Annotated in this window: 18 protein-coding genes; 15 read left to right on the forward strand and 3 right to left on the reverse strand. The window is 37.9% G+C overall.

Annotated features, from left to right (window positions below; translation table 11 throughout):
* From QNI15_RS30205 to QNI15_RS30250, 10 genes are all read left to right on the forward strand, one after another.
* The gene (locus tag QNI15_RS30205) at positions 1-1,311 is read left to right on the forward strand and encodes a sensor histidine kinase (protein WP_314002109.1); all 1,311 of its coding nucleotides are present in this window, start codon (positions 1-3) and stop codon (positions 1,309-1,311) included.
* A gap of 314 nt (positions 1,312-1,625) precedes the next feature.
* Complete coding sequence (locus QNI15_RS30210; protein ID WP_314002111.1) at positions 1,626-3,344, forward strand: DUF885 family protein; 1,719 nt, start codon at positions 1,626-1,628, stop codon at positions 3,342-3,344.
* A gap of 79 nt (positions 3,345-3,423) precedes the next feature.
* Positions 3,424-4,353, forward strand: coding sequence for a dihydrodipicolinate synthase family protein (locus QNI15_RS30215; protein WP_314002113.1), 930 nt, complete (start codon positions 3,424-3,426; stop codon positions 4,351-4,353).
* 519 nt (positions 4,354-4,872) lie between these two features.
* On the forward strand, positions 4,873-6,507 hold the full coding sequence (locus QNI15_RS30220) for a M1 family metallopeptidase (RefSeq protein WP_314035432.1): 1,635 nt from the start codon (positions 4,873-4,875) through the stop codon (positions 6,505-6,507).
* Positions 6,508-6,559: 52 nt separating this feature from the next.
* Positions 6,560-7,564, forward strand: a complete 1,005-nt coding sequence (locus tag QNI15_RS30225) for a 4-hydroxyproline epimerase (protein WP_314002117.1) — start codon at positions 6,560-6,562, stop codon at positions 7,562-7,564.
* 42 nt (positions 7,565-7,606) lie between these two features.
* On the forward strand, positions 7,607-8,863 hold the full coding sequence (locus QNI15_RS30230; RefSeq protein ID WP_314035434.1) for an NAD(P)/FAD-dependent oxidoreductase: 1,257 nt from the start codon (positions 7,607-7,609) through the stop codon (positions 8,861-8,863).
* A 139-nt stretch (positions 8,864-9,002) separates the two neighbouring features.
* The gene (locus QNI15_RS30235; RefSeq protein WP_314002121.1) at positions 9,003-9,374 is read left to right on the forward strand and encodes an iron chaperone; all 372 of its coding nucleotides are present in this window, start codon (positions 9,003-9,005) and stop codon (positions 9,372-9,374) included.
* A 190-nt stretch (positions 9,375-9,564) separates the two neighbouring features.
* Positions 9,565-10,155 carry a hypothetical protein gene (locus QNI15_RS30240; protein ID WP_314002123.1) on the forward strand — a complete coding sequence of 197 codons (591 nt, stop codon included), beginning with the start codon at positions 9,565-9,567 and terminating at the stop codon, positions 10,153-10,155.
* A gap of 135 nt (positions 10,156-10,290) precedes the next feature.
* Positions 10,291-11,997 carry a PrsW family intramembrane metalloprotease gene (locus tag QNI15_RS30245; protein WP_314035435.1) on the forward strand — a complete coding sequence of 569 codons (1,707 nt, stop codon included), beginning with the start codon at positions 10,291-10,293 and terminating at the stop codon, positions 11,995-11,997.
* Positions 11,998-12,361: 364 nt separating this feature from the next.
* Positions 12,362-13,039 (forward strand): hypothetical protein, encoded by a 678-nt coding sequence (locus QNI15_RS30250; protein WP_314002129.1) that lies wholly within the window; start codon positions 12,362-12,364, stop codon positions 13,037-13,039.
* 68 nt (positions 13,040-13,107) lie between these two features.
* Here QNI15_RS30250 and QNI15_RS30255 read toward each other — a convergent pair whose 3' ends face one another.
* Positions 13,108-14,352: a hypothetical protein gene (locus QNI15_RS30255; RefSeq protein WP_314002132.1), complete on the reverse strand. Its 1,245-nt coding sequence runs from the start codon at positions 14,350-14,352 to the stop codon at positions 13,108-13,110.
* 521 nt (positions 14,353-14,873) lie between these two features.
* On the opposite strand from QNI15_RS30255, the gene QNI15_RS30260 reads away from it, so the two are divergent.
* The 3 genes from QNI15_RS30260 (at position 14,874) to QNI15_RS30270 (ending at position 16,272) form a co-directional block, all read left to right on the forward strand.
* Positions 14,874-15,125, forward strand: coding sequence for a hypothetical protein (locus tag QNI15_RS30260; RefSeq protein WP_313988723.1), 252 nt, complete (start codon positions 14,874-14,876; stop codon positions 15,123-15,125).
* A 168-nt stretch (positions 15,126-15,293) separates the two neighbouring features.
* On the forward strand, positions 15,294-15,872 hold the full coding sequence (locus tag QNI15_RS30265; RefSeq protein WP_314002136.1) for a type 1 glutamine amidotransferase family protein: 579 nt from the start codon (positions 15,294-15,296) through the stop codon (positions 15,870-15,872).
* 169 nt (positions 15,873-16,041) lie between these two features.
* Positions 16,042-16,272 (forward strand): hypothetical protein, encoded by a 231-nt coding sequence (locus tag QNI15_RS30270; RefSeq protein WP_313988727.1) that lies wholly within the window; start codon positions 16,042-16,044, stop codon positions 16,270-16,272.
* A gap of 45 nt (positions 16,273-16,317) precedes the next feature.
* On the opposite strand, the gene QNI15_RS30275 is transcribed toward QNI15_RS30270, so the two are convergent.
* Both QNI15_RS30275 and QNI15_RS30280 read right to left on the reverse strand, forming a co-directional pair.
* On the reverse strand, positions 16,318-18,477 hold the full coding sequence (locus QNI15_RS30275) for a PAS domain-containing protein (RefSeq protein WP_314035437.1): 2,160 nt from the start codon (positions 18,475-18,477) through the stop codon (positions 16,318-16,320).
* 801 nt (positions 18,478-19,278) lie between these two features.
* On the reverse strand, positions 19,279-20,412 hold the full coding sequence (locus tag QNI15_RS30280) for a hypothetical protein (protein WP_314002140.1): 1,134 nt from the start codon (positions 20,410-20,412) through the stop codon (positions 19,279-19,281).
* Positions 20,413-20,949: 537 nt separating this feature from the next.
* On the opposite strand from QNI15_RS30280, the gene QNI15_RS30285 reads away from it, so the two are divergent.
* Together QNI15_RS30285 and QNI15_RS30290 are read left to right on the forward strand one after the other, a co-directional pair.
* Entirely contained in the window at positions 20,950-22,155 is a 1,206-nt protein-coding gene (locus QNI15_RS30285) for a hypothetical protein (RefSeq protein ID WP_314002142.1), read from the forward strand.
* A 46-nt stretch (positions 22,156-22,201) separates the two neighbouring features.
* Complete coding sequence (locus QNI15_RS30290) at positions 22,202-25,174, forward strand: tetratricopeptide repeat protein (protein ID WP_314002144.1); 2,973 nt, start codon at positions 22,202-22,204, stop codon at positions 25,172-25,174.

Consider the following 25,174-nt stretch of genomic DNA (forward strand, 5'->3'; position numbering starts at 1 on the left):
ATGCAACTTAGTCAAAAAGAAGATTTACCGGGTAAACGTGATATTAAGATACTGGTTGTTGATGACCGGGAAGATAATTTATTCTCGATTGAAACGATACTGGAACATGAAGGCTATACAATTGTCAAAGCCAATTCGGGTAGGGCTGCTCTGAAAATGTTGTTACAGCAACAGGATTTTACACTAATCCTGATGGATGTGCAGATGCCGGATATGAATGGGTTTGAAACTGCCAACATGATCTATGAACGTGAACGGCTGAGAAATATTCCGATCATTTTTATTACAGCCCATAACTACGAGTCTGAATATATCTTTAAAGGATATCAGCTAGGTGGAGTAGACTATATATCCAAACCAATCAATCCGGATTTATTACGGGTGAAGGTAAGTGTATTTACGGAGTTGTATCAGAAAACACATCAGCTTCTTGCTCAGGAAAAGAAGCTGATGTCTATCAATAAAAATCTGGAGAAAGAAGTTGAAGAACGCCGGTTAAACGAAGAGAAAATTCATTTGCTGAATCAGCAACTGGTTGAAAATAACACCAATCTTCGGCTAGCCAATGAAGAACTGAATCGGTTTGCGTATGTCGCTTCACACGACTTACAGGAACCGTTGCGTAAAATCAAACTTTTTAGCAATACACTGGCTATCAAGTTTAGAGAACGTATTGATCAGGATATGGAAGTATATCTGCAAAAGATTGTGAATGCCTCTGATCGTATGCAGACACTGATACGTGACTTACTGGAATTCTCAAGACAGATAGGTAAGGAAGAGGAGTTTACTACAATAGATCTCAATAAGATACTGGCAGAAGTACTCTTGGATATGGAATCGGAGATAGAAGCCAAGAAGGCAATTATCTCTGTCGGAGATTTGCCTGTTGCATCAGTTATCTCAAGCCAGATCTATCAGCTTTTTCAAAATCTGATAAGTAATGCCCTGAAATATAGTAAACATGACGCTGTGCCTCAGATTCAGATTTATGCCGAGTCTGCAACAAAAAATGGGTCTGGAAAACTGCACAGAATTTATGTGAAAGACAATGGAATTGGATTTGATGCTTCCTATGCAGAAGAAATATTTGTTGTATTTAAACGATTGCATAGCTATCACGAAGTAGAAGGAACAGGGGTAGGACTGGCTATCTGTAAGAAAATCGTAGAGTATCATAAAGGTACGATCCGGGCAGAAAGCATAATTGGGCATGGGTCTACTTTTATCATTGATCTTCCTGATGTAACAGTTTCTTTGCCTGCAAATCCGGTAAATACAATCCCTATTCATTTGCCTAAAGAAAATTAATGAGGTAACTCTCTAACATTCAGGCCTTCTTTTCGGAGAGGGCTTTTTTCATTATAATCCTCCATCAGACATACTATTATGTAAGCAGAAAAGTGAAAAATATTTAGATGCTTTTCATTTTAACATGAATAAGAAGATAATCTCTTGTTTTATGTTAATATAGGTGAAGGATATGCTAAAATTGAAAAAGTATACCTTACTTTTTTTGTCTAGTTTTGTTTATGATTGCTATGGAATATAGGAGCCGCATATTTCTATAATACTATTGTCTCTGTTCTTTTCATTATCAACTGTTTAACACACAACCTATCCAGATGCAACTGTTTTTACTCAGAATTAGTAGTTTTCTTATTTTACTATGCTTCCTGATTAGTCCACAGGTAAGGGCACAGGGAACAAACTCTTCGGCAGAAGTAGAGGCTTTAATCACTGTTTATAGAGAAGATCTGGGTAGTCTGAACCGAACCTATACCATTACCTGTTCACCGGAACGGGTATCCCGCTTACAACAATTCCATCAACAAACTTTACAAAAATTAGAAGCACTGGACTTTGATAAACTTAGTCAGAGTGGAAAAGTAGATTATATTATCTTTAAACGTGACCTGAAGCAGGAACTTGATGACCTGAAAACACTGGAAAAAGACCTGGTGACACTGCAGCCTGTATTTGCTTTCAGGGATAAAATACTGACCTTCGAAAAATCTCGTCATAAAGGAGAAGTTTTGAATCCCAAAGAAACGGCTAGTTTGATCAACAGCCTGAAAACAGATATTCAGAATACCCAGAAAGAAATTGAGAAGTCTGCCAAGCTGACCTCTCGTCTGAATCGAATGGCCTCTTCGCTGGCCGAAAATCTGCAGAGACGTTTTCAGGAGTCCTATCATTTTTATGAAGGATATGACCCTTTGTTTACCTGGTGGGTAAGTAAACCATTCACTGATGCAGATTCAGTACTCAGCAACTATGTCGGCTTTTTATCCAAGCGGTTATCAGCAGATAATCAGGCTAAGGATGATGGAAGTGGAATTATCGGCAATCCTATAGGCAGAGAGAAGCTGATAGAACAGCTACGTTTTGAAATGATTCCTTATACACCTGACGAGCTGGTAACGATAGCCAATCGGGAGTTTGCCTGGTGTGAAACCGAAATGAAGAAAGCATCCCGCGAGATGGGATTTGGTGATGACTGGAAAAAAGCACTGGAGAAAGTAAAGAATACCTATGTAGAGCCAGGAAAACAACCTGAATTGATTTATGCACTGGCAGTAGAGGCAATCGACTTTGTAGAGAAAAACCAATTAGTTACGGTTCCTGAACTGGCTAAGGAAACCTGGCATATGCGTATGATGTCTCCACAACGTCAGTTGGTAAGTCCGTTCTTTTTGGGAGGAGAAGACATTCTGATCTCTTATCCCACCAATACCATGACCCACGAGGCCAAACTGATGAGTATGCGGGGCAATAATCCGCATTTCTCCAGAGCTACAGTGCAACACGAACTGATTCCGGGACACCATTTGCAAGGCTTTATGAATGACCGGTATCGTCCGTATCGTTCTATGTTCTACACTCCATTTTGGATAGAAGGTTGGTCATTGTATTGGGAAATGTTACTGTGGGATAAGAAGTTTCCCCGCAATGCAGAAGATAGGGTAGGGATGCTGTTCTGGAGAATGCACCGTTGTGCCCGTATCATTTTCTCACTTAGCTATCATCTGGAAAAAATGACTCCTCAGCAATGCATTGATTTTCTGGTTGATCGTGTAGGGCATGAGAGAGCTAATGCGGAAGGAGAAGTGCGTCGTTCGTTTACAGGAGGCTATGGACCACTTTATCAGCTTGCCTATATGATTGGTGGATTACAATTCCGGGCATTGCACAAAGAACTGGTGGACTCTGGCAAGATGACTGATAAGGAGTTTCACGATGCCATTCTGAAAGAAAATACTTTACCGGTTGAGCTGGTACGAGCCATATTAACAAAGCAACCTTTAACTAAAAACTTCCAGACATCCTGGCGGTTTGATTAATCAAAATTATATTCCAACTCATACTACATTTCCTGGCAGATAGATCTGCTGAATCTTTAAACCTTAATCTTTATTATTTATGAGACCTGATTGGATTGGTGTTTACCCAGCTGTTACCACAAACTTTCATGCAGATGAATCACTGGATCTTGACACTTTCAATAAAAACATCGAAGCACAATTGAGTGCCGGTGTACATGGAATTATTATTTGTGGTTCATTGGGTGAAAACAGTACTCTTTCATTTGATGAAAAACAAACATTGCTAAAAAATACAGTAAAGGTAGTAGCAGGAAGAGTGCCTGTCGTAATCTGTGTAGCAGAAAGCATTACCCGTGAAGCTATCCGGTTTGTGCAGGAGTCAGAGAAAAATGGCGCTGACGGATTTATGTTACTACCTCCCATGCGTTACCCTTCGGATGATCGCGAAACTGTGCATTTCCTGAAAAAAGTAGCTGCTCATACAAGCCTGCCAATCATGTTGTACAACAACCCGCTTGCGTATAAGACCTTTATCTCGCTGGAAATGTTTGAAGAGCTGGCTTCTGAACCTAAGTTTGAAGCCATGAAGGAGTCAACAGGAGATGTTCGTTACATGACAGATATCATCAATAAGTTTGGTGATCGCTACAAGATTATGAGTGGTGTGGATGACCTTGCTCTGGAAAGCTTGCTGATGGGAGCACATGGTTGGGTAGCAGGTCTGGTAGATGCATTCCCAGCTGAAACCGTAGCTATCTATGAACTGGCAAAAACAGGACGTGTAGAAGAAGCCCGTGCTATCTACCGCTGGTTCTTCCCATTGTTGCACCTGGACGTTTCTACCAAATTCATCCAGAATATCAAACTGGCTGAAGTATATACAGGCATCGGAACAGAATACGTACGCGAACCTCGTTTACCGCTGGCAGGTGCAGAAAGAGCAAAGGTTGTCAAAATCATTGAAGACGCTCTGGCTACCCGCCCTGTATTACCAGCATTCCAAAAGACTAGCCTGGTAGCTGAATAAATAATTTGAAACTACCTGTTTCTGCTGACTCAGTTTTCCAGAAACAGGTAGTTCTCTTTTTGTCTCCCAAAAGGATCAAGCTCTTCTTTCGATCTTTTTTCAGGCCTTCCGAAAGGATTATTTCCTCTTTTGTTCTCCTGAAAGATTTCCTTATCTGTCCTTCTGAAAGAATCTCGTGACAAATAGAGCTGTGTTTGTTGTTTGAGTGAAAGAATATTCTCCAGTCGGAAAGGCCGCCGGTCTTGTCACGAGATCCTTACAGGAGGACAAAAAAGGGGAGACGAGGACAGGGAAGATAGTGTGTTCTTTTCCGGAGAGTAAAAGAAGATAAGGAAAGAGATGAAATTGCTTAAGTTGACTAAGTTGAACGGATTTTCAAATCAATACCTTGAGCTTACAATTGTGATAATAATTCTAAAACAAAAAAGATACGGAACAAGATAATAGTTTAGGGCTTGGGTTTCCCATATTTTATAAATTTGTCAGAGTCTTTTAATCGTATACAAATCCCAATCACCTGTGACAAAATTCATTTTCTTCATCAGCACACTACTTATTAGTTATTCTCTATTCGCTCAGGAAACTAACAAACCGTTTACACATGCAGACACACTTCGGGGCACCCTGACACCCGAACGCAGTTGTTATGATGTAACCTATTATCATCTGGATATAAAAGTTGATACAGCTGCTAAATCCATTGCCGGGAAAAACACGATTCAGTTCAAAGTAGTCACTGCTTTCAATAGAATGCAGGTAGATCTGTTTTCCAACCTGAACGTAGACAAGATTGTTTACGGAGGCAAAGAACTGAAATACAATCGTGATGGCAACGCAGTATTTATCGACTTTCCTCAAAAACTGCCTGCTAAGTCCGTACAATCAATCGATTTCTTCTATTCGGGAGTTCCTGTTGTTGCGGCACGTCCGCCTTGGTCGGGAGGATTTACCTGGGCGCACGATGAACAGGGAAAACCCTGGATCAATACTACCTGTCAGGAAATGGGAGCCAGTGTATGGTGGCCTAACAAAGACCATCAGACTGAAAAGCCCGATAGTATGCTGATTAGTATTGCCGTTCCCAGTAACCTGATGGATGTTTCCAACGGACAGTATCGGGGCAAAAAAGAGTTGGGTGATGGCTACACACGGTATGACTGGTTTGTCAGCTATCCTATCAATAATTATTGTGTAGCACTGAACATTGGGAACTATGTTCATTTTGATGATAAGTATGGCACAATGCCACTGGATTATTATGTGCTGCCTTACAATCTGGAAAAAGCAAAGAAACAGTTTGCACAGGTAAAACCTATGCTGGGTTGCTTTGAAAAATATTTTGGTGAATATCCTTTTAAGCGGGATGGATATAAAATAATAGAAACTACCCACTCGGGTATGGAGCATCAAAGTGCTGTTGGATATGGAAACTACTACGAAAACGGCTACCGTCGCCGTGATTGGACAGGTGTAGGTGTAAGCATGTGGTTTGACTTTATCATTATTCACGAAAGCGGCCATGAGTGGTTCGGCAACAGCATTACCTCCAAAGATATTGCCGACATGTGGCTGCACGAAGGTTTTACAACCTATGCAGAAGCCGTATATGTAGAGTGTTTGTTTGGATATGACAATGCACTGAAATATATCAATGGGTATCGTGGTAAAGTAGCCAATGATAAACCCATTCTGGGGCCTTATGGTGTCAATACTCCTGGTTCCAAGGACATGTATTTCAAAGGTGCTTTATTTCTGCACACGCTGCGTAATATCATAAATGACGATACCAAATGGTGGGCATTGATTAAGGATTATTACAATACGTTTAAGCATCAGATTATTGACAATAAACAAACCGTCGCCTTCTTTACTAAAAAGTCTGGCAAAGACCTGACACCCTTGTTTGAACAATACCTGAACTATAAAGACATTCCTGTGCTGGAACTACAGGTAAAAGGAGGGAAGCTGATGTATCGCTGGAAGGCTGATGTCAAGGCATTCAATATGCCTGTAAAGATTGCCCTGAAAGACAAAGCTCCTGCCTTTATCTATCCAACTAAAACCTGGAAAGAGATGAAACTTACAGAATCACTTACACAGGAAAACATCAAGGTCGCTACTGATCTGTTTTTTGTAAATGTAGGGTGGTTATAAGCTTTAGCTGAACTAGTATTTTGTTTGTATAGTAACAATAAATTCTATCCCATTGGCAAGTAAAACATTCTTCTGCATAGATGCCCATACCTGTGGCAATCCCGTTCGGTTGGTAGCTGGCGGTGGTCCTTTACTGAAAGGCAATAATATGAGTGAAAAGCGCCAGCATTTTCTACAGGAATTTGACTGGATACGCAAAGGGTTGATGTTCGAACCAAGAGGTCATGATATGATGTCAGGTAGCATATTGTATCCACCTCATGATCCGGAAAATGATATTGGTGTACTATTTATCGAAACCAGCGGATGTCTGCCTATGTGTGGACATGGCACCATTGGTACAGTAACTATTATGATAGAAGAAGGCCTGGTGATTCCGAAAGTACCTGGACAGTTAAGACTGGAGACACCTGCCGGACTGGTAAAAGTGACTTATACCCAGGAAGGTAAAAAAGTAAAATCTGTAAAACTAGTTAATGTACCATCCTATCTGGCTGCTGAAAACATACAGGTAGAATGTCCGGATTTAGGATTGATTACTGTAGATGTAGCGTATGGTGGCAATTTCTATGCAATTGTAGATGTACAACCCAACTTCAAAGGTCTGGAACAGTATACAGCAGCAGACCTGATTCGCTGGAGCCCTGTAGTTCGTGAGCGCATCAATGCTGCTCATACTTTTGTGCATCCGGAAAACCCAACCATCAAAGGCCTGAGCCACCTGCTGTGGACAGGAGCTACGATTAGTCCGGAGGCTACTGCCCGCAATGCCGTATTTTATGGTGACAAGGCTATTGATCGGTCACCTTGTGGTACAGGGACTTCTGCACGTATGGCACAATGGCATGCGAAAGGTAAGCTTAAAAAAGGTGATCGTTTTGTGCATGAAAGCATCATTGGAAGCCAGTTTATTGGAACTGTAGAAGATGAAGTAACACTGGGAGGACACAAGGCAATGATCCCTGGTATTGAAGGCTGGGCTAAAATCTATGGTCACAATACCATTACTATTGATCCCGAAGACGATCCGTATGCATACGGATTCCTGGTAAAATAATCACAACTGCAATTTTCTGAGTATAAAAGATAATAGTTTGCAATGGCAACTCAAAAAGAAATAGTAATCGTAGGGGGTGGAGTAATAGGTTTATGTTCTGCCTACTATCTGAGTCAGGCAGGTCATCAGGTAACTGTACTGGACAAAGGAGATCTGGGGGATGGATGTTCCTTTGGCAATGCAGGTATGATTGTGCCTAGCCACTTTATTCCATTGGCGGCACCTGGTATGGTAGCACAAGGCATCAAGTGGATGTTTAATTCCGAAAGTCCGTTTTATGTAAAACCACGTCTGAATCTGGATCTGATCCAATGGGGACTAAAGTTTTATAAGATGGCAAACGATTCTCATGTAAAACGTTCGATGCCTGTATTACGGGACTTGAATACTATAAGCCGGAACCTGTATGCTGAAATGGCGAAACAAAATGAGTTTGCTTTTGCTTTTGAATCCAAAGGGTTGCTGATGTTGTGTAAAACAGACCATATGCTGGAAGAGGAAGCACATGTGGCTGAAACCGCACATGGATTAGGTATGGAAGCTAAGGTACTTACGAAGAAAGAAGTAGATGAACTGGAGCCTGAAGTAAAACCTGATGTCCTGGGAGGAATATTTTATCCGGGTGATGCGCATCTCCATCCGAATCAGTTAATGAAAGGCCTGAAAGCATATCTGACAAAGAAAGGAGTACGTTTGCAGGCCAATACGATTGTGTCAGGGTTTGTTTCACAGAAAGATCGTATTACGGAAGTAGTTACCAATAAAGGCAATATAAAGGCAGATGAAGTGATTATTGCCGGCGGTTCCTGGTCACAGGAGATTGTACAGCAGCTTGGCTTCCGAATGCCGATTCAGGCAGGGAAAGGCTATAGCATCACTATCCCGTTGCCTGCTAAAAAGTTGCATACTCCTTCCATTCTTACAGAAGCACGGGTTGCTATTACTCCTATGGATAATCAGTTGCGTGTAGGGGGAACAATGGAGATTGGAGGCATCAACCAGGATATTGACTTGCGCCGATTTGGGGGGATTATCAAGTCATTGCCAAAATATTTGCCTGACTACCAGTTTGATATTCCAGACAAGAAACAGATATGGTCTGGTTTACGACCTTGCTCACCTGATGGACTACCATACATTGGCCGTATTCAGAAGTTTGCCAATGCCGTTGTCGCTAGTGGACATGCTATGATGGGATTAAGTCTGGCTCCTGTAACAGGACAGCTGGTAAAAGAAATCGTAGCAGGTGAAAAAACAAGTGTTGATACAACATTATTATCACCAGAACGTTATAAGTAAGTAGTAAGAGAGCCAGAATATATCTGGCTCTTTTTCTTTATCATATAAGAGATACTTTTAGGTGTAACTACTTGTTCACCATTCCGGATTTGTGTATTTTGATTTGTTGATTATATTTTTTCCTCTAATAACAAATCCTATGGTTACAACTAATGCTACCACTATCGATGAATATATTGCCGGATTCCCTGACAATATTCAACAGATTCTGAACCAGATTCGGGCAACTATCAAAGCAGCAGCCCCGGAAGCGCAGGAGGCTATCAAATATGCCATGCCTACCTTTGTTCTGAATGGAAATCTGGTTCATTTTGCTGCCTTCAAAAATCATATTGGTTTTTATCCTGCTCCTGTAGGTATTGAAGCATTCAAAGAACAACTTTCCGGCTACAAAGGCGCTAAGGGATCAGTCCAATTCCCGTTGGATAAGCCTATGCCTCTGAAGTTGATTACAGATATTGTGAAGTTCAGAGTAAAGGATGCATTGGCTCAAGCGAAGAAAAAGAAATAGCATAGCAGATAACTTTAAGGTTGCCCTATTCAACAAAATAATACAGCAAATATCCAGATATAGTACATGTATTTATCCAGTTGATTGTTGAATAATGGTAAACCTACTAGCTCATCAGAGGTAGAAACGATATATTGTCTCATAAAGTATTGTTTATAAAACAACATATTATTGTTTTCTCTATATCCCTATGAGTGCATTTCATTATCTTCAGATTGCCCCCAAGAGTAATACCATTATTACTTTGACAGACATCGATACCTTAGTATCCCGTCTCCAGGAAAATAAGTTGATTGAGAGTCAGATCACTTTAATTACAGGCCAACAGAAGAATATACGAGATATCAGTTTCTGGGATTTTCAGGATGAGACTCCACAGAGTAAATTAGTATCCGGTAGTAGTCTTTCTATTCTTGATACAACATCGATTGCCAGCTTAAATCCGGGACAAAATTATGCCTTTAAAGTACATCTTTCCAAAACAAATGGAGTGTTTGCCGGGCTGGAGGTGTTTAGTAGTACAGACCGTAAAGATTTTCCGCTATTTATTATTTATGTAAGTGATCCTATTTCTTTTACTCTATATAGACAAGATGAAGAGGATGAAGACGAAAACCTTTTGAGCACTAAAGTCCAAAATATCAATTGCATAATTACCAGTAGTGGAAATGATATGGAGTCATTGCTTGAACTTGGTGAAGAACCTGAAAAGTATGCACTGTTTTATAACCAAATCAAGTCTACTTTGGGTGAACTGGAGATAGGAAGTTACATAGAATGAATAACTTTATCTACTGTCACAAGTAGGTTGATTATAAAATCCCCTTATAAAATCATCCAAAACATTACGTATAGCAACATTTTAGGTTACTGTTGATGGTTTATTCTCATCAATAGCCATACCTAAAATGTTACTATGCTTCGCATATATACCTATCTGTTCTGGATTGTTTTTTCCTGTGCTTCCATTCTGGGATATAATTACTGGAAAAGCCGAAACAAGCATTTGTTCTTTAAAACCGGTTCTACCCGTTCCTTACTTTGGGTCTTCTTTATCCTGGTGCTTTCACCTGTTGCTGTTAACTATTGGTTTCCAGATATGACAGTAGATCTGAAAGCAGATACCATTATACACCTTGATGAAGTTCAGCAACGGAATTTGTTGCGTGATGGTGAAATAGGAGAATACTACAAGAACATTGCTTCTGTAATCTGGCATAACATGAACTGGGTTGGTTTTGTGTCAGCACTGCTGATAATGGTAACCTGGTTCATTTACATTCACAGGATGGATGTTTTTCATAAAGAAAAACTACGTTATCAGATTGGGACATTGTTGTTGGGTATGATCTGTTCTTTACTGGTAGCTGTGATTACAGATGGAATAGACCTTTACTACCCTATTACCTACACAGGCCATTTCTGGTATGATCTGTTCGTATTTTCCTTTCTGGATATTGGTGTAATCGAAGAATTTGTAAAGTTGATACCCTTCTTCATCATTCTGAAGTTTACAAAAGAGATAGATGAACCTTACGACTATATTCTGTATGCTTGTTTGTCTGCATTGGGTTTTGCCTTTATTGAAAACCTGATTTATTTCAAGAATATTACCGGAACGATCATTCAGGGGAGGGCCATGCTGTCTGTAGTGGGTCATATGCTGGAGTCTTCGTTTGCTGTATATGGATTGGTTATCTCCCGATATCAGCATAGCTCCTCCAAGATAGTCTACTTTGGTGTGTCATTTCTGATTGCGTCATTTTTGCATGGGTTGTATGACTATCTTTTATTTGAGCATATGCTCCTTCTTGTAATCGGAATTTTTATTTTCGAGATTCAGGCATGGACTATTATGGTCAATAATACCATTAATAACAGCCAGTTCTTTCATTTTAAAACTGCCCATAGGGATGAGAAACTTCGTTTCTTCTTAGCTGTAATGCTTTCTGGAATTCTGGTGCTCAATTATTTTGTTGATGCATTTCAGTATGGCAAACAGGGCGCTAATACCAACTACCTTCAATCCTGTTTGTACAGCGGGCTACTGATTATTTTCTACGTTACTCATCTGAGCAATTATGATCTGGTAAAAGGTTACTGGCGTCCTATTGAATTTCGAATATCACCACCTGATTATGATCATGTGCCTGTAAATAGAGGCCTGGCTAGTTTACTGAGTGTGTTCAAGTACAACTTTATTCAGCCTGTCAATATTGTTAACTACATTGTAACCATTCAACCTCCACATTATAATCAGTTGGTATATGGCTACATGAGTCTGAACAAAGGAAAGATTGTTGACCGCATTTGTCTTTTGTCTGTATCTGATAACGGGAAAGAGAGTATAGACCCAGATTGGTTTGTGGTAAAGTTACGTGATGACCTGAATTTGGAGGATTGTCTTGACGATCAGCATGTACATTCTTTTCTGCTGATAAAGCTGGAGACAAAAAGTGACTCCCTGATTCATGATGAGGACATTCGTGTGTTTATGCGGCTCATACCTGATATGCAGATGGTAAGAAGCAAACAACCTATCCGAAAAGATGCATTTCCTCCAATAGGGTATGGTTTGGTTAACAGTGTTTTTGTGCCAGGATATACAGTAAAGGCAAGTTAAAAGAGAATTTTAACGTGTCCAGGCTGCTATATATCATTGTTTATTTAGAAATGTCTTCAGTTATTGCATGGAGATAAACACAATTACCAATTATGTATACATTTCTAAAATATTTCTTTGGCTTATTAACGTTTGGGACACTTTCTGAAACATATAGAATTTTAATGGCTCCTGAGTATACTACTATGAGGATGGATTTACTACCAATGTGTATTGGGTTTACTTTGTTGTTTGGATATTTATCTATTCGCTTTCATTATAAACGCAAGAAAGAACAGCAAAAACTTAAGCTATAAAAAGCCTGATCTGTATAAAATACGAGAAGATATAGAACACAATTCTCGATAAGCTAACTCTAAAACACATGCCAAAACCATTTACAAAACACCTTTTATTGTTTCTATTTAGTGTTGCTTACATTACCTCCTATGCACAAAGTTTTGAAGGATGGATTACTTATAAAGTAGAGATGCCCAATCCAAATCCTAAAATGATTCCGGATAGTTTATGGCAGAAGAGCCTAAGAGAAAAGCTTGGCGAGAAAGGGTATATTGTGCAGAAGTATTATTACAAAGAAGGAAACTACATTTCTGAAATAGAAGCCGGAAAGGAACGTGGGTATCAGTTATATAATCCCAAAGATGGCTTATTATATTCCTGGCGTGTTGGGTCTGATTCAGCAGTGACCGTAGATAGTCGAAAAACCATAGATACATTTGTAGAATGTATTGACCAGAAAGAGACAGCTACAGTTATGGGAATTGTCTGTAAAAGTATGATTGTAAAGTCAGAAATGGGAGAGATGAAAGTCTGGTACAACAAAGAGTATTTAAAGATGGATGCCAGATTTTATAAAGGACATCTCTATGGACATTGGGATCAGATATTGAACAAAATAGGTTGTATGCCTCTCAAAATAGAGCAAATGGGATTTATGGCATCGGCAGTTCAGGAAGTTACTGATTTTAAACAAGTACCTGTAGATAATAAGAAGTTTGAGATGCCCAAGTTTAAAACGGTACTAAAGAACCCTATCAATTGAATTATTTGTACAATAAAATAATTTACAAACAGGTGCACTCGTATGAATACACCTGTTTGTGAGGCCTTCTATTGAGTTGTCTTAACTGTACTCTTGAGTTTTACAAAACGATAGCCTAGCACAATGGTCAATCTTTGATAAGAAGTGCCAAAATAAATATAGCTATTCAGTAAATCCTGCCTCATATAATATCTGGCCTCAATGCTCAGATTACCCAATGCATAGCCAGCACCAAAAGCAGCAGTCCCTCCTGTTTTTAGTTTATATGGAAATGACAATCCGTTTCTAGTTGATCCATACATGATTGTTGAGTTTGACAAATGTATAACAGAGCCAGGCACATACATTGCGTTAACAAAGATTTTAGAAGTTGTCTTGAGAAATATAGCATATCGTACTCCAAACGGGAACTCTAGGCTCTGATAATCTATGGCTGCTTTGTACTTGGTATTGTATTCCTGATCTGCTTTGTAATATTGATACGTAGGTTCAGCAAATACACTCCACTTATTTTTGTTAAAAGGAAGAATATACTCAATTTCCAACCCCGCTCTGAAAAACAGATGATTGTCAAATGTGACATTTTTAAGTCTATCTACATCTGAATCTACAGAAAGCGATGAGTAATTAATTCCTGGTGTTACTCTGAAATTAAGAAGATCTCGTGTGGCAAAGCTTTTGGGTTTTACCACTTCCTGCCCCATACAAGCATTATAGCGCATAAAGTACTTTGTAAGTTCAGATTTGCTATAACGAATTCGTTCCAGATAGGTTCTGGATACATTTCCACAGTTTACCTCGTTATTAAGTTGTTGTCTGAAGTATGCATTTTCGCCTACAGTTGAATTGGATACTGTATATTCTTTGTAGACTAATTGTCGTATAGAAGTGTCTGTAGGAGTACTAAAAAAGAACTTTACCAAATCGGTGGCTTCATAATAATAAAGCGTTGCTTTACCTTCAGCAAGTACTTTCAGAAAGAGAGTAGCTGAGGTCCATTCAGGTGCATGGTTTTTACTAAACTTACTCAATACACGACTTTTTGAGGTATCCAGCTGCACAGAGGCTCTGACAAACTTTGCATAATTTTCTATGGCAAATTCTTTAATGTTTGAGATATGGGCACTTTGAGGGCTACCATTTTCGGTGAGTTTATACCGGAATGTCTCAGGATTCTTGACCCAGTCTTTATTTTCAATCAGACATTCGGTTTTCTTCCCCGAATCGTCTAGTATGTATCCTTTGTCAAAGCTAACCTGACAAAATGCAGGAAATACTGAGATGAATAACAGGAAACTTAAAATAATTTTCATTGAAAGAGTAGAAAGATTAGTTAATTGATATGTGGTGATTTTACTGGTGGAGATACAATGTACTATTTACCTAAGGTTTAGGTATTTTAATAGGGATATAGGATAATAATTATCTTTGCAGGGTATTGCTTTTGGCAAGTATCACACAATTTACATGGATTTTTAGTACAAAGGAGCTTATTCTGGTTGTTATTCCTGTTTAACAAAAGTAAACTATCTTTCTGGATTTTTACGCTCAAACTTTGTAATTTGATCGTAGTTTTTATCCTGTAAGAATCTGTATGTATTAATTTCTGTAAAATGTTTGTAGGATAATATGTAATTGGTCAGATCAAACATAGATAAGGTATAGCGTTGTTTGAAATTTATGAGTTTGATAGACAGATTTAAACCTCGGACATAAATTTTTGATGTATACTATAGATCTTTATCTTTATTTATATGTATATTTATATGAATTCTTGCTGAACGTCAATTCATAGTGCTGTATCAAGTTGATCTTTGGCAGGTATTGATACTTAATGTCAAACATAACTATAACGATCATGGGAGTAGAATGGATAGTTCCTGTAATATTCTTTGTCGGATTTGTTATTTGGGCGTTACTTTTTGGTGGATATGCCAAAGGTAAAAATGGAAGTGTAACTAGAGGACCGATTACACTTCATACAGATGGTTTCCCGTCAACTATGGATGGCACCTTAGGAGATAAGGCTGTTAGTAACACTACACAAACAGAACCCTCGGGTTCAACAGTTCAGAAGAATACATAGTAACAGGCACGAGTGTGAATATTCTGGACAACAGAATATTTCAGGTATAATTTATTGTAAGTGTTGAAGCATCATGTTAGTATTACATGATGCTTTTTTTATACAATAACAGAGATGAATGTGAACTTTTTAGTATATCTGATTACCTATTGTTACTAACCTAATCATATGAAACGAATAATATATCTTTTTGTATTTGAGGGATTTGCTGATTGGGAACCTTCTTATGCAACAGCAGAAATTCAAAAGTCTTCCCGTTATCAGATTCGTACCGTTGGCTTGACAAGTGACCCTATCCGATCTATGGGAGGACTTACTATCCTGCCAGATTATACAGTAGAAGAGGTAGAAACCGGTAATGCTGCTATGCTTATCTTACCAGGAGGCGAAGCTTGGGAACAAAAGAAGCTGACTGATATACAAACACTGGTATTACAGTTTCATAAAAGTAATCTACCTATAGCGGCTATTTGTGCCGCAACCACGTTTTTGGGTGATATAGGCTTACTTAATGCCATCTCACATACTAGCAATGCCAAATTTTATCTGGAATCAATAAGTCCTAATTATAAGGGACAAAACTATTATGCAGAAGAATCGGCAGTGACAGACCAACGAATAATTACAGCCAATGGAATTTCTCCTATTGAATTTGCCAGAGAAATCATGCGCATATTGGGTATCTATGATGAACAGAAACTGGAACAATGGTATCAGGTATTTAAGTACGGAGTCTGGACAGAATGAATATCTGAATGAGTTATTGCACAAATTCCAAAATGTTGGAGTTACTGCTTGACAAAGGGCATGGATTTTTATCTTTCCATTATACTAATCTGCTGAGTGTAAGTGTAAAGATCGAAAAGTAGCTTCAGCAGAGTGTATAAACTAATGTTATATCTAACTAGATACGATCATGGGAGTTGAATTGCTGATTATCCCTGCCATATTTGTCGGATTTATTCTCTGGGCATTGTTATCCGGAAGATTTACTAAAGGCAGAAAAGGAAGTGTTACAAAAGAACCAGTAACGCTACATACAGAGCCAGGTTACCGACCTGATCAGGAAGGTCCTATTGGAGAAAAACCTCTTTCCAATACTGTTCATTCAGAACCGACAGGCTCAAACGCACAGAATATGCCATAAGACATAAACAAAAATGCCTCTCACTAGAGTGAGAGGCATTTTTGTTTATAGCATACTCAATTGTTGTGCATATTTTACAATTTTGTATACATGGCCATTTGTATCAAATATAGGATTGTAGCTTCCTTTGATTCGAACTTGTCTACCTGTTTTAGTCTGGCGAACAAATTCGCCACTGACAAATTCTCCCTGGCGTAACTTTTCCCAGAATTGAAGGTATTCTTCTGTATTCTCTTGTCCTTCCAGTACAAAGACTCGATGATGAATACCTTGGATTTCTGATAGAGAGTATTCCATCAGCTCCAGGAAGTTTTCATTAGCGGTCAGAATTTCTCCTTTTGTGTTGAATTCAATAACGGCAAAGGATCTATTAATTGCAGTCAGTTGATTTTCAAAATCCAGTGTAAGACGTTTTTGAGCAGTAATATCCTGGGCAAATTTAATAATCTTAATAACTCGTTTCTCCTGATCAAATACTGGTGTGTAACTGGCACTTAACCATATTTCCTGTCCCTTACTATTGAATCGTTTGACTTCTCCAATCTGTGAATTTCCCTGGCGTAGCGAGGTCCAGAATTCTTTATATGAATCACTATTCCCATAAATCGGATCTACAAAAATCCGGTGATGTTTTCCAAAAATATCAGCTAATGGATAACCCATAGTTTTAAGAAAGTTATCGTTTGCTGTAAGTATATGGCCGTCAGGATCAAACTCAATGGTTGCCAGTGTACTATTGATTGCGGTTCGTAAACCTTCCAACTCTATATTCTGTCTTTCTATTTCTTCCTGAGTAGCCTCCATCTCTTCCATGCTCTGCCGAAGTTCCTCTTCCTGTGCCCGCAGTTCTTCGTATTGTTGTTGAGTCGCAAATTCAAGTTCTTTTTGGGCCGTGATATCTGTGGCTAACTTGATTACCTTAGCATATCGACCTTCTCTGTTTTTAACAGGTGCATAAGAAACCTGCATCCAGACTTTTTGTCTGTTCTTTGAATAACGTAGTACTTCTCCTGTAAACACATTACCTGCCTGTAGATTTCGCCAGAACTCAATATAGTCAGGTGTTTGAACGTATATAGGGTCAACAAAAATCCTATGATGCTTGCCTTTTAGCTCATCAGATGTATACCCCATAGTATTGAGAAAGTTCTGATTGGCATCGAGAATATTTCCCTCCATATCAAACTCAATACTTGCAAAAGTATTCATGATAGTCTGGAAGGCTATTAACAGGTTTTGTCCATCTGTTTCTCTGCGTTTGATCTCTTCCTGTGTAGCGGCCATCTCCTCCAGATTCTGACGCATTACTTCCTCCTGAGACTTTAATTCCATTGCTTGCTTTTGAGACATTTCCAGCAGCTGGCGAGTCTGAAGGCTTGCCCGTGTATTGGAGATAGTAGAAGCAATGCTTTCGCCCAGCTTTTCAATAAACTCAATCTGATAGGTTTCAAATTTATTGAATGAGGCCAGTTCCAGAACTCCTTGTACTTTCTCATCCAGTTTTAAGGGAACAATCAGTACTGAACTGGGACTTGCCGTACCTAGCCCGGAAGTAATATTCAGGTAGTCAGCTGGAATATCCGTAAGATAGATAGTCTCAGCCTCCAGGTAACACTGACCAGTTAATCCTTCGCCAATACCTATTTTTTTATGAATATATTTCTTTCTATCATAAGCATAACAGGCTACCATTTCCAGTTCAACTGACTCTGTTGTCGTAAGAGTTGTATTGGCGTTATTTTTGGTTTTATGAGACTTGTTGCTGTGAAGGTGGCTTACAGCTTCCTGTTCTATATGTATTGTCTGACTAATGTCTGAAGTGTTAACAATGAATAGTCCCCCCTGGTTAGCCTTTACATACTTAACTAGAGTTGTAAGAATATTGTCATATAGTTTATCTATATCTGTTTGATAAGAACGGAGGATTTCTGCAAAGTTGGCAAGTCCTTCAGTCGTCCAGGTGCGTTCGGATTCTTTTTTAGCGATAATCTTCATCTGATCACGCATAGTAATCAGCGAGGTTGCCAGAGGATTGTTTAGAACTGTGTCTGTCGTATCAGTTCCCGGATAAGAAGAAGCGAGATCACCTGCCTGTATCAATTGGATAAATTGCTGTGCATGGGTGATATCTGATTCCAGCGTTTTAAGTGATTGTTCTTGTTGATATAAATATTTCCATTTCCGGGAAGTAATAACCTTAAGCATATTTTCAGTAGTTGTTGATGGGTAGTTTTGTTCTTTTCAGATGCCAGTAAAAGTTATTTCTAACAACTATGGCTAGTTATTGATTTATTTAGAAGTAAATTAAATTAATAATATAGACTATCTATTACTTAAAGTAATACAAAACATAGATATGTCTTATTGAGCGTAAATTGCTTCATTATTTAGCCCCATATTTGATAAAAACAGTGTTTACTTCTACATTCTGTTGTCTTTTTTATGGGGTAATCTGATTAAAGGTTTCAACATGATGAATGTTTGAAGCCCTTTTGAAGCCTTCTGTATATTCTTTATGTAAATACGGGATTAACAGATTAGCGGATTTAGAGTATAGATAGTTTATATAAAACAGATGTAAGTTTTTGAGAAAAAGCAAATAATTGACGGCTAAAAATAGACGGTTTTATTTTTTAAACGACCAAACAGACTCTGGAGAAGAAAAAGTCACAGATGATAGTTAGATCTTTTATATCGTTCTAACTGATTGTAAATCTTGACTTTGGTAATGTAATCGCGTATATGGTAAAATGTGGATTTTTGAATTAGGTACAGAAAGAGTAGTAGTTCTGTAATAGAATTTAGGATGAGTGAAAAGTCATAAACAAATAGATAGATTTATATTTTTTTCAGAGTGTTGTGTAATGGTACATTATAAAAAAGAAAAACAGCCATACAATAAAAAATTGGATTGGGGTTTTTTTGTATGACTGTTTTTCCAATAGGCAAAGTCTTTGTACCAGATCGTTTAGCTTTTAGAGGGAGGAGTTAATCGAATAAGTGAGGTTACTGATTCTTATAAAGTACTAATCTGGCTTTCTTTAGTATATCATCCTTAATAAGAATAGCAGGATAAGAATCCGTTGCAATAATCTCTCTCACCTGCGGTTCTGTCATACCTAACTTATCAGAAATGTGAGCAACTGTTTTGCCTTCATCTTGTGTCTCATAAAGTGAAAGTGTAGTTTGTTCCCCATTGACTGCTCCTCCAAACAGAATATGTTTGGTATTGGCTGGATCTACCCATATACCCTCAATATACGAATAAGGGAATGTGGATTTTTCATCTGATTTATAAATAAACACAGATTGGTTCCCGGTTACCTTAGACAATGCGCCTTCCTGTCCTACATATAAAGTATTAGGCGTATAGGGAAATGTTGCCAGTTCATTGGGACGGCGATTTTCCCAGATATCCATATCTATTACTTTCTGAAAATTTGAAAGCATAACTGGATCTGTAGTGTTAATATCATAGGTCGCTAGCCATGCATCATCCAAAGGAGCCTCTGCTCCCTGATATATTTTTCCAGTGTTACCAGGAATAACTGCAATAGGGCAAGGGTATGAAAAATTCGAGTCCTCTGCATAATTATTTCTATGCCATGTATTACCTCCATCTTTGGATACGGCAATGGTAGTACCACCCATTAGATTGGCAAACACAATGTTGGGTTTAGCCGGATGAATGGCCATACAAACATAGACCTCATACATAGACTCCAGTGAACTATATACTGGGCTCTCTACAGCTGTCCATGTTTGACCTTCATCTGTTGAGACATAAAGAGTTTTCTCGTTAGAGTCAGGAGATATCCCAGCAAAGAATTTTTTATCAATGGTTGGATGTTTGTAAATAAATGTGATGCGTTTACCTTCCAATCCCGAACGACTCCATGCTTTTGTTGTGAGATCGTTTTTCCATATTCCATCAGATGTTGCAACAAATACTTTATTGGTAGAATGGATAGCCTCCTGAATATCCGCACTTGGATTGATTTCAATCGCTACCGGAATAAATCCATGATCAATGAATACTCCTTTTCCTGGTTGAGGTATATGGGAGTCGTTTTCTTTCTTACAGGAAAGTAAGAACATAGCTAGCACTAGGCTTGAAAGAATGGCAATTTTTGAATACATGAGGTTGTAATGAGTATGATGTATGTACAAAGACTTTGCCTATAGGTGACACTTCAAATACTTGAATGGTTGCAAGCAGATAGAATGCTATTGAAATCAACAATCTAAACCTGATCCAGATAGATCAGAATTCAGATGGATGTGTATGGTTGGGATATGAATTTTGCAGACAGTAAAAAAAAGTTTAAAAAGTTGAGTAACCTTACAAGGCTTACAAGTATAAATAGGGAAGTCCTGCTACTAAATATCTCAGTTTTGTAACCGAAAATGATTTTGATTTGAATTTTTGTAATAGATGATTGAATATTCAAAAGATGTCTATATATTTAAATATTGCCTTTATATATTTGTTTTTAAGTATTTTACATTTTTCTGTAATCTTATAAAGGAAAAATGGATGTGTCGTTGTTGTAAACTATTTGTAATGTAAAGAATATAGGGGAATCTCTAATAAAACTTACTCTTGTTTGATTCAAAACGAGTACTATTTGTAGTTTATTAAAGCTTTCCGATTGCTTATCTCGTAACCCACCCCATATGAAACCACTAGTAACTATTGTCAGCTTCTTATTCCTTTTACCTGCTTATGCACAGGATGTAATCTATCAGAGTGATGAAAGTGCATTAAAGTGCAAACTAATAGAAGTAAGTGATAAGAGGGTAAAATATAAATCGTTGCAGAATTTGAAAGGTCCTGACCGGGTACTAGAACCAGATGAAATATTGATGGTTTTTAGTGAAAGTGGCAATTATATAGTTTTTCCTGTAGATGCTTCTTATGCTGCTGGTGCAATGCCTTCTGTTGCAACTGCAACGCCACGTAATTTTGATATCATAATCACGAAAGATCAACAGGTCATCAAATCTTCAATAGGAGATAATAACTCTGAAAGCCTTCAGTTTAAAAACCTTTTGACTGGTCAGACACAAACACTTGAGAAGTCCAAACTGGTAGTAATTCTTTACAAAGATGGCAAACATGAGTTATTGATTACTCCAAATGATGCTGCTCCTGTATTAAAATCAGTTAAAAAGCAGGTAGACGGATTATTTACAGAGAAATCAGTTCCTGTTGAGAAAGAAAGGGTAGCTACAAATACATCATCTGTCAATCAGACAGTTGTATCGACCAAGAATAATACAAATGAAAAAGCTACTGGAGGTGGACCTACAGTTGCCTCAGGCAATACAGCTCAATCTGGTAATACTCCTGCTAAAGATACCTATGGATTATCTCCAGAGCAGTTTGAAGAATTTAAAAATAAAGCATTGGTTAAAACAGACGAGTTTACCGTAAATCTTCAAATTATTACAGATGTAAATACTTCCAGGGAAAAGGCAAATAAGACCATAGATCTGACTACAGGCTTATTTGTGAATGAAGATGCACGTGTTGAGGTTTCCAATATTAATACAGGAGTAAAGAATAAATATAAAATCAGAGGATATCTCGATCGATTATTGACAAGAAGTTCACAATATTCAAAAGTAGAACTAGAATTTGCTGATATAAGCTACGCTTCTGAGTTTAGAAAAGGACAGGATGGAAATTATTATGCTGTAATTTCCTTTGTTCAGACTTTTAAAGGCTTTAAAGATGATGTAATGGTTTATGGAGACGTTACAGAACGTAATGCAACTGTTATTCTGAAATTATACGACAAAGATGAGGAAGGTGTAACCAAAAAAGTTTGGGATGTATTTTTAGCAGATGTAGGTGTAGTGGAAACTCGTAAACAATAAGAATAAGGGCTTTACTGGGATTAGAAGAATGAATTGTCATTGTAGAATGAAATTACATTATGTTCTGGCTATACTTTTGTTTATAAGCCAGGTTGTGTTTGTGCAGGCGCAGGAGCAAATTACAGTAAAAGAGGCAGCCGAAATTACTTATCAGGCAAAGGAAACAGTTAAAGCGTATCAGTCCCTGTTAAATTTTGTTGCTTTTGCCGAAAATGCTCCCAATGAACTAAAGGAGGCCATTGAGAATAGTTATTCTCCATCAAGAAATCAGATTTTTTATAGCAAAGATGCTGTAATTGAAGATGATATAGATCCTGAAAACCAATTGGGTCATACAAAAGATCTACCTGCGGATAAATACCTGAATACACTGGATATTCTGTATGAGAAGGATATTGATCCTACTATTACATTATCCAATTTTCAGGTTTCTCACCTGAAAAAGAAGGATTATTTATACATTAAGGTGTTTTTTGAATGCCAGTTTTCCAGGAAGGATAGAAAAAAGCAACTGTCCTATCCGGTGCGGCAACGGATTGCACTACTAAGAGCTGAAAAGCGAGGCAACCGATGGTATACCTTTATCAGTGGGATTCGTTTTTTTGACCCTTCTCTCCCTATTGAATCTACAGATAATGACATTCTTATTCTCTCTGATATTGCTATAGCCGCAGATACTACACAATTGAGTGCATCTGGAAATACCGAAGCTGTTGCCTCTTCCGATCGATTGGAACTGGCTATCAAGGAATATGAGGCTCTTCAGGAAGAGTCTAAAAAGAAACTGGAAGAAGAATTTAAACAAGCCATTACCCATGCTAATCAATTATATGCCAATCAGGAGTTTGAAGAAGCTGAAACAGCTTATAAAAAAGCAAGGGAATTAAATCCATTTAATACTGTTCCTCTGGTTCAGTTAATTCGTGTGAAAAAGGAACTAAGTATCCGTACATATGAATCGTATATGGCTCAGGCTGAAAGGGCAAAAAAAGAGCGAAGGTATGAAGTTGCTATGGATTTTTATCAGAAGGCTGTACAGAAGAAACCACAGGCTACTGATATTATAACACGCGAGCTGCAACCTCTTTCTCAGCGTGTAAATGATATATCTTCTGTTCGGAACAGGATCGAAGCAGGAAAAATTGCGGATGCAATAGAAGAGTGTGATAGAAAGATCAAGGAAAAACGTAAAGTAATAGCTGATTATCCTGAGTTCTTCTTGTTAAGAGGAAAAGCCTATTTGCTTTCTTCTGATCGTAAAGCCAAGGAACGAGCACTGGAAGATTTTAACAAAGCAATAGAAATAGATGCGTATTATCAGGAAGCAAGGCTGATACGTGCGGATTATCTGGAGAAGAATGGAAATGCCATAGGGGCTATTACCGATTATGATGTAGCTTTGGCAAATATTCCTTTGGGAAGAGAGACGCATAGTGAAAGGGTTGCAATTATAACCAAAAAGGTTCTGCTAAAGAAGAACACTAGTAATCTGAAAGGAGCTATTGAGGAGTATGAAAAGCTAATCAGAGAAACAGATCAGTTAGGATTAACGCAAAACGCTGAAGTTTTTTATGAAAAAGGTTTGTTGGAGTTTAAGAAAGCCGCAACAGAACAATCAACTACTGAATATCAGAATGCAGATAAGAGTTTCAGTAAGGCTATTTCTTTAAATAGTACATTACTACTGGCTTACTTTCAGCGAGGACTTGTCCGGTTTGATCTGGAAAAGTATAGAGAGGCAGCTAAAGATTTCTTTGAATCTGAAAAGCTAGGTCTTGATTCTGTATCCAGAAAGTCTATTGAATGGAAAAGCAAAACATTGTATGATGGGGGAGTGAAAGCTTTGGAGGAGGGACAATTGGATAAAGCAGAAAAGTTCTTTCGAAATGCAATTGTTATTCGCCCTAAAAATAGCCTGGCTTGGTTCAAAAAGGGAGAAGTTTTATTTTCCAGACAGGAATTTGAAACTGCTATCGATCATTATAATACGGCTATAGGTTTTACGTCAGTATTTCCTGAAGTGTATTATAAAAAAGGACTTGCCTTATATCGGTTAAGCCGTTATAATGAGGCAATTCAATGTTTTGATCAGGCTATTAAACAAAACAAAAACTATATAGAGGCTTATAAAGGTGCAGGTGATTCCTATCAAAAATTAACCAATTTTAAAATAGCTTTTTCTTTTTATCAGAATGCAATTACTATTTTGCAACCCGACCTGAAAAAAGCTCAGAAAGCTGATAATAAGAATCTGGTAACAAAGTTGAAATCACAATTGGCAGAGGTATATCATGGTGTAGGCCAATGTCATTATAATACTAAGGCTTATCCAGACGCAATAAAAGCTTTTGATAAGGCAATAGAATATGTACCAGACTTTAGTGATGCATATTATTATCGTGGCATTACATTTCTTGCTCAGAATAACTTGAAAGATGCCGTAAAAAATATATCCAAAGCATTAGAATATTTTCCGGAGAACCCATCCTATCGTTATGCAATAGCAAATGCTTATTATCTTAAAAAGGAATATGGGGAGGCAATTAAAAACTATACAACTGTATTACGAATTGATAGTATCAACACCTTGAAAGATACGAAACATCGCAGAGGACTGAGTTTTGTTATGGCTCAGAATTATGAAAAGGCATTAAAAGACTTTTCTGAATATAATGCTTCTGTTGAAAATGGGAAAGAAACTGTATTCTATACAGATTATGGCTTTCTATATTTGCAAATGAAACAGGATTCTCTTGCTACTATGCAGTTTAATAAAGCACTTCTGCATACATCAGAATTTCCTGAAGCTTTATACGGATTGGCGTGTGTATACGATACAAGGAATAATACCAATGATGCGATGCTCTATGTAGAGAAAGCACTTCTTTCAAAGCAACTGAATAAAAGTTTTGTGGTTTATAATGAAGAGTTCTTTTTAAAAAACTTACGCAACAATAAGGTATTAGCTAAGAGGTATTCTGCTCTTAAGAAAAAAAATCTGTTATCATCTCCTAACTAA

Origin of the sequence: Xanthocytophaga flava (assembly GCF_030068545.1) — a bacterium.
Taxonomy (GTDB): domain Bacteria; phylum Bacteroidota; class Bacteroidia; order Cytophagales; family 172606-1; genus Xanthocytophaga; species Xanthocytophaga flava.

What these genes read in the sequence shown, in the direction of transcription:
- QNI15_RS30210 (WP_314002111.1), top strand. Translation starts at nt 1,626, where the DNA reads ATGCAACTGTTTTTACTCAGAATTAGTAGTTTTCTTATTTTACTATGC.
- QNI15_RS30275 (WP_314035437.1), bottom strand. Translation starts at nt 18,477, where the DNA reads ATGCTTAAGGTTATTACTTCCCGGAAATGGAAATATTTATATCAACAA.
- QNI15_RS30215 (WP_314002113.1), top strand. Translation starts at nt 3,424, where the DNA reads ATGAGACCTGATTGGATTGGTGTTTACCCAGCTGTTACCACAAACTTT.
- QNI15_RS30250 (WP_314002129.1), top strand. Translation starts at nt 12,362, where the DNA reads ATGCCAAAACCATTTACAAAACACCTTTTATTGTTTCTATTTAGTGTT.
- QNI15_RS30270 (WP_313988727.1), top strand. Translation starts at nt 16,042, where the DNA reads ATGGGAGTTGAATTGCTGATTATCCCTGCCATATTTGTCGGATTTATT.
- QNI15_RS30280 (WP_314002140.1), bottom strand. Translation starts at nt 20,412, where the DNA reads ATGTATTCAAAAATTGCCATTCTTTCAAGCCTAGTGCTAGCTATGTTC.
- QNI15_RS30205 (WP_314002109.1), top strand. Translation starts at nt 1, where the DNA reads ATGCAACTTAGTCAAAAAGAAGATTTACCGGGTAAACGTGATATTAAG.
- QNI15_RS30285 (WP_314002142.1), top strand. Translation starts at nt 20,950, where the DNA reads ATGAAACCACTAGTAACTATTGTCAGCTTCTTATTCCTTTTACCTGCT.
- QNI15_RS30255 (WP_314002132.1), bottom strand. Translation starts at nt 14,352, where the DNA reads ATGAAAATTATTTTAAGTTTCCTGTTATTCATCTCAGTATTTCCTGCA.
- QNI15_RS30230 (WP_314035434.1), top strand. Translation starts at nt 7,607, where the DNA reads ATGGCAACTCAAAAAGAAATAGTAATCGTAGGGGGTGGAGTAATAGGT.
- QNI15_RS30260 (WP_313988723.1), top strand. Translation starts at nt 14,874, where the DNA reads ATGTCAAACATAACTATAACGATCATGGGAGTAGAATGGATAGTTCCT.
- QNI15_RS30240 (WP_314002123.1), top strand. Translation starts at nt 9,565, where the DNA reads ATGAGTGCATTTCATTATCTTCAGATTGCCCCCAAGAGTAATACCATT.
- QNI15_RS30235 (WP_314002121.1), top strand. Translation starts at nt 9,003, where the DNA reads ATGGTTACAACTAATGCTACCACTATCGATGAATATATTGCCGGATTC.
- QNI15_RS30245 (WP_314035435.1), top strand. Translation starts at nt 10,291, where the DNA reads ATGCTTCGCATATATACCTATCTGTTCTGGATTGTTTTTTCCTGTGCT.
- QNI15_RS30265 (WP_314002136.1), top strand. Translation starts at nt 15,294, where the DNA reads ATGAAACGAATAATATATCTTTTTGTATTTGAGGGATTTGCTGATTGG.
- QNI15_RS30290 (WP_314002144.1), top strand. Translation starts at nt 22,202, where the DNA reads ATGAAATTACATTATGTTCTGGCTATACTTTTGTTTATAAGCCAGGTT.